Annotated in this window: 6 protein-coding genes; all 6 read left to right on the forward strand. The window is 64.1% G+C overall.

Annotated elements, in window-relative coordinates:
- Positions 1-17 precede the first annotated feature (17 nt).
- The 6 genes from EJJ38_RS01225 to EJJ38_RS01250 all read left to right on the forward strand — a co-directional run bounded on the left by EJJ38_RS01225 (position 18) and on the right by EJJ38_RS01250 (position 12365).
- Positions 18-8561: a GH36-type glycosyl hydrolase domain-containing protein gene (locus tag EJJ38_RS01225; RefSeq protein WP_127088283.1), complete on the forward strand. Its 8544-nt coding sequence runs from the start codon at positions 18-20 to the stop codon at positions 8559-8561.
- The gene (locus EJJ38_RS01230; RefSeq protein WP_127088284.1) at positions 8558-9007 is read left to right on the forward strand and encodes a hypothetical protein; all 450 of its coding nucleotides are present in this window, start codon (positions 8558-8560) and stop codon (positions 9005-9007) included. The genes EJJ38_RS01225 and EJJ38_RS01230 overlap by 4 nt, the downstream gene beginning before the upstream one ends.
- 211 nt (positions 9008-9218) lie before the next feature.
- On the forward strand, positions 9219-9536 hold the full coding sequence (locus EJJ38_RS01235) for a hypothetical protein (protein ID WP_127088285.1): 318 nt from the start codon (positions 9219-9221) through the stop codon (positions 9534-9536).
- An 808-nt stretch (positions 9537-10344) separates the two neighbouring features.
- Entirely contained in the window at positions 10345-10626 is a 282-nt protein-coding gene (locus EJJ38_RS01240; protein ID WP_127088286.1) for a ribbon-helix-helix domain-containing protein, read from the forward strand.
- Positions 10623-10907 (forward strand): type II toxin-antitoxin system RelE/ParE family toxin, encoded by a 285-nt coding sequence (locus tag EJJ38_RS01245; protein WP_127088287.1) that lies wholly within the window; start codon positions 10623-10625, stop codon positions 10905-10907. Before EJJ38_RS01240 ends, EJJ38_RS01245 begins: the two co-directional genes overlap by 4 nt.
- 366 nt (positions 10908-11273) lie before the next feature.
- Positions 11274-12365, forward strand: a complete 1092-nt coding sequence (locus EJJ38_RS01250; protein WP_127088288.1) for an RES family NAD+ phosphorylase — start codon at positions 11274-11276, stop codon at positions 12363-12365.
- Positions 12366-12436: the final 71 nt, after the last annotated feature.

The raw sequence follows: 12436 nt of genomic DNA on the forward strand, positions 1-12436 counted from the left end.
GTGGCTGAAAGGCCCACTTGATTTCCTTCTTTCTGCACCTCATCGGGCATGCGCCCCCGGCGTCCCTGTGGAGCGACCGCAAGCCGATCCGCGATGAACTTTTCAGCGTCGAACGATTGGAAGAACACGCGCGCAGTCTCGCCCGCGCGCAGCCCGTCGAGCAGAGGCTCGCCAGAGGGCACTCACTTTCGGGACGTCTCGCGGACAATGGCGCGGCTTTGCTGGATGCCTATCGCGCAATCGCCCGGGCCATCGATGAAGGGGGAGCCATAACGCCCTCTGCAGAATGGCTGATCGACAACTATCATCTGGTCGAGAAGCAGATCCGGCAGATCCGCTCCGACCTGCCGCCGGGCTATTACCGCCAGCTTCCGAAGCTCGCCGCAGGGCCGTTCACGGGGTATCCGCGCGTCTTCGGGGTGGCCTGGGCCTTCGTGGCCCATACCGACAGCCGCTTTGATCCCGAGATGCTGAGGCGGTTCCTGAACGCCTATCAGGAGGTGCAGCCGCTGACCATCGGCGAATTGTGGGCGGTCTCCATCACCCTGCGTATTGTCCTGGTGGAAAATCTGAGGCGCCTTGCCCGGCTGATCGTCGATGAGCGCGCCTCGCGTCGCGAGGCGGACGGACTTGCCGATCGGTTGCTCGGTGCCAGCGGGCATGTCCCCGAGCCGGTTCCGGCCGTGCTCGCCGCATACGAGCAGACAGCGCTGCCGGATGCGCTGGCTGTCCAGCTGGTGCATCGCCTGCGTGATCAGGATCCGCGGATCACCCCGGCGCTCACCTGGCTCGACCAGCGGCTGGCGGCACAGGGTACGACCGCGGACGCCGTGGTGCGCGACGTGCAGCGCAGCCAGGGCGCGTCGAATGTCACGGTGCGCAATATCATCACCAGCCTGCGGCTCATCTCCGACGTGGACTGGAAGGACCTGTTCGAGCGCGTCAGCCTCGTGGACGGGGTGCTTGAAGCCGGAAGCACCTTCGAGGCCATGGATTTTCCGACGCGCAACCTCTACCGCAGCGCCATTGAGGAACTGGGACGCGGCTCAGGCGTCACCGAGCTTGAGGTGGCGACGAGCGCCATTCGCGTCGCGGCGCGCGCCCACCCGACCTCGGACTCGGCCGGAGATATCCGTAGGGCAGATCCGGGCTACCATCTCCTGTCCGGCGGACGTCCCGCCTTCGAGGCCAATATCGGCTTCCGCCTGCCGCTCAGCAGCGTGTCTGCACGCCTGAACAGAGCCTTCGGCATCGTCGGCTATGCCGTCGCTGTCCTCTGCGCGGCGGGGCTGCTGCTGGCCTTGCCCCTCGCCGCGCTTGCCGGGATGGGTCTTGGTGCACTGATCCTGGGCATTTTGGCGGTCCTGGGCGTGATCCCGGCCATCGATGCGGCGGTCGCGCTGGTCAACCGAGCGGTCTCCCTCGGCTTCGGCGCGGTCGTCCTGCCCGCCCTGGAGCTTCGCGACGGCGTGCCGTCCCACCTGCGCACGCTGGTGGCGGTGCCGACGCTCCTGACCACGCTTTCGTCCGTCGAAGAGCAGGTGGAGCACCTGGAAATCCATCATCTTGCCAGTCCCGAAGGCGATCTGCACTTCGCGCTGTTGTCCGACTGGACCGACACCGAGAGAGAGCATGTGCCGGGCGATGAAGCGCTCGTCGCAGCCGCGCAGGCGGGCATCGACCGTCTCAACCAACGCTACGGCCCCGCGCCCGGTGGCCCCCGGTTCCTCCTGCTCCATCGCCGTCGCGTCTGGAACGCGGGAGAAGGCCGGTGGATGGGCTGGGAGCGCAAGCGCGGTAAGTTGCACGAACTGAACCGCCTGCTGCGCGGCGCCACCGACACGACGTTCCAGAAGTCCCCCGTCGAGATCCCTGCGGACGTCCGATATGTGGTGACGCTGGATGCCGACACGCGGCTGCCGCGCGACACCGTCCGCCGACTTATCGGCAAGATGGCCCATCCCTTGAACCGCGCACGCTTCGACCCGGCGGCGGGACGAGTGGTCGAGGGCTATGGCGTCCTCCAGCCGCGCGTCACGCCATCGCTTCCGGTCGGGCGTGAAGGCTCCCTGTTCCAGCGCACCTTCTCCAGCATGAGCGGCATCGACGCCTACGGCTCAGCGGTGTCCGACGTCTACCAGGACCTGTCCGGCGAAGGTTCTTACGCCGGAAAGGGCATTTACGACGTCGATGCCTTCGAGGCCTCGCTCGCCGGCCGCGTGCCGGACTCCACTTTGCTGAGCCACGATCTGTTCGAGGGCGTGTTCGCGCGCGCAGGCCTTGCCTCCGATGTGGAGGTGGTGGAGGAATTTCCCGCCCGCTACGACGTCAGCGCCCTGCGCCGCCACCGCTGGGCGCGGGGAGACTGGCAGCTTCTGCCCTGGATCCTGGGACGCGGCCCGCTGCCCGCCGGAACCGATCCGGCCTATGGCGCCATCCCCGTGATGGGGCGCTGGAAGATGTTGGACAACCTGCGGCGCAGCCTCTCCGGGCCGTTCGCCGTTGCCGCCCTCGTCGTCGGATGGACGCTACCGTGGGCCGCCGCGCTCGCCTGGACCGCGTTCGTGGTCGTCACCCTCGCGCTGCCGAACATCATCCCGGTCGTCGCCGCCATCCTGCCCCGTCATGGCAGCATCACCCCCGCCAGCCACCTGCGCGCGCTCCTGGGCGACCTTCGCCTCGCGCTGCTCCAGTCCTTGCTCGCTCTGGTGTTCCTGGCCCACGAGGCGTGGCTGATGGGCGATGCGATCGGGCGCACCCTGTGGCGCCTGTGCGTGACGCGAAAGCATCTTCTGGAATGGGTTCCTGCCGCCCAGGCGAGCCTGTCGCGGCGGCTCGACCTTGCCGGATCCTATCGCCGAATGGCCGGCGCCCTCGTCATCGTGGCCATGGCGCTGATCGTCGCCGCGATCGCGGGGCATGGCGCCTGGCCGCTGGCAGGCGCCTTCGCGGCTTTGTGGATAGCCTCGCCGGCGGTAGCGCGCTGGATCAGCCTTCCTCCTCCGGCCGCCGGCAGCCAGCAGGTTTCTGATGCCGAGGCCCGCACCCTGCGCCTCACCGCCCGGCGGACATGGCGCTTCTTTGAAAGCTTCGTGACCTCGGCCGACAACATGCTTCCGCCGGACAATTTCCAGGAAGATCCGGAGCCTGTCCTGGCGCACCGGACGTCGCCCACCAATCTTGGCCTTTATCTGCTTTCAGTCGCCAGCGCCCGAGATTTCGGGTGGATCGGCACATACGAGGCCGTGGAGCGGCTGGAAGGGACGCTGGCGACCATGGGGGGCCTCGCCCGTTTCCGCGGTCACTTCTACAATTGGTACGACACGCGCGACCTGCGCCCGCTGGACCCGAAATACGTCTCCACCGTGGACAGCGGGAATCTCGCGGGTCATCTCATCGCGCTTGCCGGCGCGCTCCGGGAATGGCGCGTCTCAAGCCCCGATCCGGCGACACGCGGGTCGGGAATTGCGGATGCCCTCGATCTGGCGCGGGAGGAGGCGGCGCGCCTCAATGATGGCCGCCGCACACAGACGGTCACTTTGCGCCAGTTGGACGACGCCCTGGCTGCACTGGCTCTCGCGGTGCGCGCGCCAGAGGAAGACGATCTGCCAGCGCATCTCAACCTGCACGCCGCCGAGGCGGCCACGGTGCTCGACATGGCCCGCGCACTCGCCACGGAGCGCGGTGATGCGGCCGGCGCGGACATGCTGTTCTGGGCCGAGGCCAGCCTCCACGCCATCGAGACGCATCGCCGCGACTTCGCAAGCGGCGCGGACGCGCAAGCCGCCCTGGCGGCGCGCCTCGCGGCGCTCGAAGAAACAGCGCGCACCATGGCGGTGGCCATGGAGTTCGGCTTTCTCCTGGATCGGGAGCGCAATCTTCTGTCCATCGGCTTCCTGGCGCCGGAAGGCACGCTCGATCCCAGTTGCTACGATCTCCTGGCATCCGAAGCCCGGCTCGCGAGCTTCTTCGCCATCGCCAAAGGCGATATCCCGGCTCGCCACTGGTTCCGCCTGGGCCGCTCGGTGACGCCGGTCGCGCACGGCGCCGCCTTGATCTCGTGGTCCGGCTCCATGTTTGAATATTTGATGCCGTCCCTCGTCATGCGCGCGCCGGCAGGCAGCCTTCTCGACCAGACCAACCGCCTGATCGTCAAGCGCCAGATCGACTATGCGGCGAGCCTGGAACTGCCCTGGGGCATTTCGGAATCCGCCTACAATGCGCGCAACCTGGAATTCACCTACCAATATTCCAATTTCGGCGTGCCAGGGCTCGGGCTGAAGCGCGGGCTGGGTGAGAACCGCGTCGTGGCGCCCTATGCCACCGCACTCGCCAGCATGGCCGACCCGCAGGCCGCTTGCGTCAACTTTGCCCGCCTGACGGAGATCGGGGGCCGCGGCCGCTATGGCTTCTACGAAGCCCTGGACTACACGCCGAGCCGCCTTCCTGAAGGCGCAAGCCTCGCCATCGTTCGCGCCTTCATGGCGCATCACCAGGGCATGTCCATCGTTGCCATCGCCGATACCCTTCTGGGGGGCATCATGCGCGCCCGCTTCCATGCAGAGCCCATGGTCCAGGCGACGGAGCTGCTGCTGCAGGAGCGCACGCCGCGCGACGTTGCGGTGCTGCGCCCCTGGTCGACCGAGGTGAGGTCGGGCGCGCGGGCCAGAGAATTGGAACCCAACGGCAGCCGGCGTTTCTCCTCCGCCCAGCAGCCGACACCCGCGACGCATCTGCTCTCCAACGGACGCTACGCCGCGATGATCACCGCGGCGGGCTCCGGCTACAGCCGCTGGAACGGCTTTGCTGTCACGCGGTGGCGCGAGGACGCCACATGCGATGATTTCGGCTCCTACACGTTCATACGGGACGTGCGTAGCGGGGATGTCTGGTCCGCTGGCTTCCAGCCAAGCGGGGCCGAGCCCGACGCCTACCATGTCGCCTTCCACGAGGATCGCGCCGAGTTCGCGCGGCACGACGGCACCATCGAGACCACGCTGGACGTCCTCGTTTCCGCGGAGGACGACGCCGAAGTGCGGCGCGTGTCCATCTTCAATTTCGGCAATCGCGTGCGGGAACTGGAGATTACGTCCTATGCCGAGCTGAGCCTGGCGCCCCAGGCGTCCGACATCGCCCACCCGGCCTTCTCCAAGCTGTTCGTGGAAACGGAACACCTTCCCGACATCGGCGCTATTCTGGCCACGCGGCGCCGGCGCGCGCCATCGGAACCTGAAATATGGGCCGCGCATTTCAGCGTGCTGGAAGGTGACGCCGTGGGCGGCGTGGAGGTTGAAAGCGACCGGGCGCGCTTCCTCGGTCGTGGCCACGATGTCCGCACCCCCATCGCGGTGATCGACGGGCGCAGCCTCTCGAACACGATAGGCATCGTGCTCGACCCGATCTTCGCCTTGCGGCGGCGCGTGCGGATCGCGCCTGGCGCCGTGGCGCGCATCGCCTTCTGGACCATGGCCGCTTCCACCCGCGAGACGCTGCTGGACGGCGTCGACAGGCATCGTGACACCAATGCCTACGGGCGCGCGGCAACCCTCGCCTGGACACAGGCCCAGGTGGAGCTTCATCATCTGGGGATCTCGGCGGGGGATGCTGCGCTCTACCAGCGCCTTGCGGGCTATGCCCTCTATGCCGCCCCGACGCTGCGCCCGGCATCCCCGACCATCCTGCGTGGCAGCGGTCCGCAATCGGGTCTCTGGGCGCAGAGCATCTCCGGCGACCTGCCGATCGTGCTGCTGCGCATTGCCGATATCGATAATCTCGACCTCGCCCATGAACTGCTGAAGGCGCACGAATACTGGCGCATGAAACAGTTCGCGGTGGATCTCGTAATCCTGAACGAGCGCCAGTCCTCCTACGTGCAAGACCTCCAGATCGCACTGGAAACGCTGGCCCGTACCAGTCAGTCGCACCCGCAGGCCGCACGGGATGGGCCGGTGGGACGGGTGTTCGTGCTGCGGGCCGATCTCATGCCGGTGGAAACAGGCCTGCTGCTGTCCTCCTCAGCCCGCGTCGTACTGGTGGCCCAGCGCGGCAGCCTTGCGGAACAGCTCGACCGGATCGTTGAAAACACGACCTCCGTAAAACGGCATCCCAAGCGCCCCGCGATGACTCCCGAGCTGCCCCCGCCTTTGCCGGAGCTGGAATTCTTCAACGGGCTCGGCGGTTTCGCCGACGGCGGGCGTGAATATGTGACGATCCTCGGCCCCGGTCAGTCGACGCCCGCCCCCTGGATCAACGTCATCGCCAATCCCGATTTCGGCTTCCAGGTGGCGAGCGAAGGCAACGGCTACACCTGGTCCCTAAACAGCCGGGAAAACCAGATCACGCCCTGGTCGAACGACCCCGTGGCTGACCAGGCGGGAGAAGCCTTCTATCTGCGCGACGACGACTCCGGCGCCGTGTGGACCCCCACCGCGCTGCCCATCCGAGACGAAGCCGCGACCTATGTGGCCCGTCATGGGCGGGGCTATAGTGCCTTCGCACATTCGGCCCATGGCATCGCCGCGGACCTCGTTCAGTTCGTGCCCTTCGAGGGCTCCATCAAGATATCCCGCCTCACATTGCGGAACCTGTCGAGCCGCCCCCGGCAACTCTCGCTAACCGCCTATGCAGAATGGGTGCTCGGCCAGTCGCGTTCCGCCACCGCCCCCTTCGTGGCCACCGCCATCGATCCCGATACCGGTGCCATGTTCGCGCGCAATCCCTGGAATGCCGACTTCGGATCGCGCGTCGCATTCCTCGACATGGGCGGTCATCAGGCGGGCTGGACCGGCGACCGCCGGGAATTCATCGGCCGCAACGGGACCTTGGCCGATCCGGCCGCGCTGCGAAGCGCCGCCCCACTTTCCAATGCGGTGGGGGCGGGCCTTGACCCGTGCGGCGCCATGAGGACGCGGATTGTGTTGCCGCCACTCGGCAGCGCCGAGATCACCGTTTTCATCGGCGAGGCGGCCGACACGCAGGGCGCGCGCGATCTGATCCGCCACTATCGCGCCGCCGATCTTGGCGCGGTTCTCACCGAAGTGACCGATAATTGGGACGGCATCCTGGGCACGGTGAAGGTCCGCACGCCGGATCGCGCCATGGACATCATGCTGAACGGCTGGCTGCTCTACCAGACCTTGGCCTGCCGGGTCTGGGCGCGCTCCGCCTTTTATCAAGCGAGCGGCGCCTACGGCTTCCGCGACCAGATACAAGACGGCATGGCGCTCGTCGCCATCCGTCCGGACTTGACGCGGGCCCATCTGCTGCGCGCCGCCGCACGGCAGTTCGTGGAAGGCGACGTCCAGCATTGGTGGCTGCCCCATTCCGGACGGGGCGTGCGCACGCGCATTTCGGACGATCGCGCGTGGCTGGCCTATGCCACCGCCCACTATGTGAGCGTAACCGCGGACGCCGGCATCCTCGACGAACAGGTGCCTTTCCTGGAAGGTCAGAAGCTCGCCCCGGGCGAGCACGAGAACTTCTTCCCACCCGGCATCTCGGATGAGACCGCGTCCCTGTTCGAGCATTGCGCCCGCGCGCTCGACCGGAGCCTTGCGCTGGGCCGCCATGGCTTGCCTCTCATGGGCACGGGCGACTGGAACGACGGCATGAACCGCGTGGGGGAGGGCGGGGAGGGCGAGAGCGTCTGGCTCGGCTGGTTCCTGCATGCCGCCCTCACTCGCTTCGCCCCGCTGGCGGACGCACGCGGCGATACAGACCGCGCGGTCAGATGGCGGGCTCATGCGGCCGGCCTTAAGCTAGCCCTGGAATCCAAGGCCTGGGATGGCGACTGGTACCGGCGCGGTTTCTTCGACGATGGAACCCCGCTCGGTTCGGCCATGAACCAGGAGTGCCGCATCGACTCCATCGCGCAATCCTGGGCGGTCTTATCGGGCGTATCCGAGCCTGGACGGGCCCAGCGTGCCATGGCTGCGGTGGAGCGGGAACTGATCCGGCCGGGAGACGGCCTCGCCCTCCTGTTTACCCCGCCGTTCGACAAGACGCCGCTCGATCCCGGCTACATCAAGGGTTATCCGCCGGGGATTCGGGAGAATGGCGGCCAATACACCCATGCAGCGCTCTGGTCGGTGATGGCGTTCGCAGCGCTGGGAGAGGGAGACAAAGCAGCCGCGCTGTTTTCGATGCTCAACCCCATCAATCATGCCCGCAGTCGTTCGGAAGTTCTGCGCTACAAGGTGGAGCCCTATGTCCTCGCTGCCGACATCTATGCCGAACCGCCCCATACCGGGCGAGGCGGCTGGACCTGGTACACCGGCTCCGCTGGCTGGATGCAGCGGGCGGGCATGGAGAGCATCCTCGGGCTTCGGAGGCACGGGAGTGCATTAAGTTTGAACCCGTGCATTCCCCGATCATGGCCTCGGTTTGAGATGACGGTCCGCCATGGTTCTGCGCAATACCTTATCTGCGTCGAAAACCCCTCCGGGGTAGGCCACGGCCTCGTCTCCGCCGAAATAAATGGGGTCGCGATCGGAGTGTCCCCTTTGCTTATTCCTCTCGACGCTGGCGCCGGATTTCACTCCGTCACGGTGACGCTTGGATGAAGATCGCTCGAGCTAAAATGCGGATACCTTCGTGGAAATTTATAGTGTTTGCTTGCGGGTTACTCGCGAGTTCTTCCGATGCTGCGGGCGCCGACTGCCTTTCCTACTCTACTCCGGTGCAGCTCGAAGGGGTTTTGGAAAGATTGCACACGCCCGGCTTTCCAGCGTTGGCGGGCACCGGAAAGAGCAGGAGCGACACGACTTTCATTCTCCGTCTGTCAAAGCCCGTCTGCCTGTATGAGGATGTCCAGAATGCGCAAAACTTTGCAAACCCGCGCATTACAGCCGTGGAAGCCCGCTTCGTTGAAAGCGATTTCAAGACGGCTCTTCTGCGCGAGGGACGGACCGTGATGCTGTGGGGAGAGCTGATTCCGGGTAACTCCGTGACAAGCCGTCTCCCGGTTTTGTTGATGAAATCAAGCTTCAGAAAATCCAACGTCAATTGACGGCGGAAATCTGAGGTACTTTTCTATTTATTCCGTTAGGCCGGTATGTCAGCCGACCACATGACGATTTGCGCTCTAAGAGACCAGAGCTTTTCTGGTGGCTTGAACGAAAAGGTGTCTGAGGTGAACTGCGCCAATACAACTGCCCGTCGCGGCTGACGCGCCCAATCGGACCGTGACTATCCCCCACCACGTGTGCGATGCTGTGAAGATGGCGCAGACGATGTCACAGCGCGGGGAAGCCGCGGGCCAAATGAACTCCGCTCTCGACCAGTGGGATGAGGAAGGCGGCGCACCGGCCATGCCTTGGCCATTGCGGCCGGACATGGATCATCTGTCGGACATGGAGCGTCGCATTTTGGAAAGTCTCGGCGCTGCTTTGGTCGGAGAGTGGGGCAGCCTTCAGACCGACATCCAGAGAGCCATTTTTCATCGCTTAGCTTCGGACACGGCGCACGGTGGCGATGAGCTGAAAGCCCAGGTCGCGCGCTTCCTGCATGATCACAAGAGCGTCTACCCGGCGCCCTAAGCGCTTTGTCAGACGCAAGCGCTTGTCCTTTTGAGGACTTGACCGACTGCGGGAAAAGATCTGCCGATCACGATCGAAGGAGATGAGACGTGTGAAGAATGAGCAATAGCCTCTCACGGCTTCCGAAGAATCTTGCAGGCCGGTTCACGAATCCGTTATTTTGGTTTGTGCTCATAGAGGCCCTGTCCAGCATAAACTTTCTCCTCAGTACCCTGATCGCTATGTTTCTCACCAGCACAGTCTGAGTGATTTCGTTTTTCGCCTTCTGGAATATGCACGCAGTACTAAAGATCGGCGAGATCGGTTTATCGCGATCATTCAAGTGTTGGGTCCAACGACGGACTAATGGCGATTTTTTTCTTCGGAATCACCCTCGAACTGAGTGGGAAGTCAACTGGGGGCGCACATCGGCCGCCAGCCTTTTTCAAGAAGGCTTCAGGTCACTGTAATTTGTATCGCGGCAATCAATTTAAGAGAAATCGCTGTAATTTCTCTCCGCCACCATCCGCAAATGAAGGTCATTTGCGTTTTCGATAAGACAAAATCACTGCACGCGTTTCAAAATTCAAAAATTTTGAGACATCTGAGGCGTGCAGCAATCACAATGACTTAGGCGTTTCATATCTTAGTCTCGAAAGTGTCGAGACACGGCTCGCGGCATTACACCCTCACAGGCTTCGCTCGGCGAGCCACCTTTGCTGGCATGTGGGCATTGAATGAGGATGAGGTAGGTTAGCGCAGGCTGCGAAATCCTCCCTTGCGTGCGGTAGTAAACTTGCCTACTTTTGGACAAAGGGAGAACCGTCTGATGGCCAACGTCGAGAAGGTGAGTGTCGCGCTCACTCCGGAAATGGCGGCGATGATGCGCGAGGCGGTGGACACCGGCGAGTACGCGTCGGCGAGCGAGGTCATGCGCGAGGCGTTGCGCGATTGGAAGCATCGGCGGGCTCAGCGTGCCAAGGCCGTCGAAGAATTGGGCCGCTTGTGGGATGCTGGTATGGGCAGCGGGCCGGCCGTGGATGGCGAGGAAGCCTTTGCCAGAATTAAGAAGAAGCTCGACGCCAAGATTGTCCAGCGTGGAGAAGAATGAGTTACCGTCTTCGACCGCAAGCCGAGGCGGATATCGAGGCCATCACCCTTTATATCGCGGAAGACAACCCGTCGGCGGCCATACGCTGGTACGAAGAGTTGCACCGACATTGTCAGCAGATCGGAGACATGCCGGGCATCGGCGTTGCGAGGCCGAAGGTACGACCTGATCTGAGAAGCCTACCGGTCGGCAATTATTTGATTTTGTACCGTCAGGTCGATGAGGGGGCGGAGATCGTACGTGTCGTGCATGGGGCACGACAGTGGGAAGATATTCTCTAAACCGCCGCTGTTGACCCAAAGGAATCCTCCAGGCACGGCGCCACGAACGGCCGCTTTGCGCCGCCATTGCGGTCATTGATCTGCTAACAGCCGTGGTCTGAAAGCGGACATTCGCGAGGAGGAGGAGGACGACGACGGCACCTTTGCGCCATTTGCGGAAGTTAGAAGCCTTCGAGATTGCGCACGTTCGTGTGATCAGGCGATATGCTCTCCTTAGTCTGGCCGAGCGTGATAGCGCATCCAACTCACCATTGGGCCAGCGGCTTTTTTGCTCGCTCATTTGATCCATCCGAAGCGGCTCTATCGGCCGCCCGAGCGCTTTGACCTCTGCCTTGCGGCGGCCTAAGCTAGGTAGCTTAGGCTTGGATGCGTCAGCCCTGGAGGATCCTGCTGCGCAACATCACACGGCCCTGCCCGTTAGATGAAGCCTTCGAGCTTCCGTCCGGCTACGGCCCGTTCCTCCCAATCTCTGCAGAGGACGTCGACTCATTCAACGAGGCGTTCTCCGACGAACTTGACTCGTCCTTCTCGTCGAGCATCGCCTGCTGCGACGACTGCTACGCTGATTTCCGGGCCCACTGGCCGGATGTCACATTCCGTCGCGATGGGACCGAGCTGATGTCCATGGACACACACTGGGCCGTAGACGCGTCTCGCTTGTCGGGTGTGTCGACGCCGGCCGAATATTCAACGCTGCGAAGGCTCGTGCAGTGCCCTCGTTGCCTAGCCTTCGACAGCGCTAACATCTATCTCTTCGAACACCGTTTCAGTGCCGGCCGCGAGATGGAGTACGATATCGACACGTTGATCACTATCGGTAGCGTGACGCCATTTCTTTTGCTTGAACACAGGTTCGCTCAGCGCGTGCTCGCGGAAATCCGCGAGGAGGGTGCCCGAGTAAAAGCCGAGGTTCTCACGCAGCCCCTTTACCGCGCGAGGCTTTATGACGACGTCGCCGGTCTCCATCAAGCGCCCGACGATTTGGCGACCTATGGTCCGGCGCCAGCGTCCGGCACCGTCGAAGGCCGCTTCAACCACGCAGGCAGTCCGATGCTCTACCTCGCCGATGCCGGGGCGGTCGCCGCAAGTGAACTCGGTGCCGTCGGCCAAGCCTGCTTCGTTGGAACGCTGCGGATCCTAGCGCCCCTCAAGATTTTCGACCTCATCAGCCCAGACGGCGGGTCCGTGGATTCGGACCTCTTCGACGCCCTGGCGAACTCGGCGCTCCTAGCTGCCCCCAGGACGGGCGACGGCTGGGTCAAACGCCAATATGTCTTCTCCCGGTTCGTCGCCGATTGCGCCCGCGCGGCGGGTTTCCACGCGATCCGCTACGGCTCGACGAAGATGCAGACCGGCGTGAATTACGTTATTCTCGATACACCAGACGATCTCGCGTCCCTGGTGCGGCTGGAGGGCCACGCCCGCACAACCTGCCCAGCCCCGGCGCATCGCTACTAGACCCTCCAGCGAGCCCGCCCACTCGTCGGTGGCGGCGCCCCACGATCTGCGCCAGCTTCGGATGTTGTGCC

Source organism: Aquabacter cavernae, assembly GCF_003993795.1.
Lineage (GTDB): Bacteria > Pseudomonadota > Alphaproteobacteria > Rhizobiales > Xanthobacteraceae > Aquabacter > Aquabacter cavernae.

What these genes read in the sequence shown, in the direction of transcription:
- EJJ38_RS01230 (WP_127088284.1), top strand. Translation starts at nt 8,558, where the DNA reads ATGAAGATCGCTCGAGCTAAAATGCGGATACCTTCGTGGAAATTTATA.
- EJJ38_RS01250 (WP_127088288.1), top strand. Translation starts at nt 11,274, where the DNA reads ATGCGTCAGCCCTGGAGGATCCTGCTGCGCAACATCACACGGCCCTGC.
- EJJ38_RS01240 (WP_127088286.1), top strand. Translation starts at nt 10,345, where the DNA reads ATGGCCAACGTCGAGAAGGTGAGTGTCGCGCTCACTCCGGAAATGGCG.
- EJJ38_RS01245 (WP_127088287.1), top strand. Translation starts at nt 10,623, where the DNA reads ATGAGTTACCGTCTTCGACCGCAAGCCGAGGCGGATATCGAGGCCATC.
- EJJ38_RS01235 (WP_127088285.1), top strand. Translation starts at nt 9,219, where the DNA reads ATGGCGCAGACGATGTCACAGCGCGGGGAAGCCGCGGGCCAAATGAAC.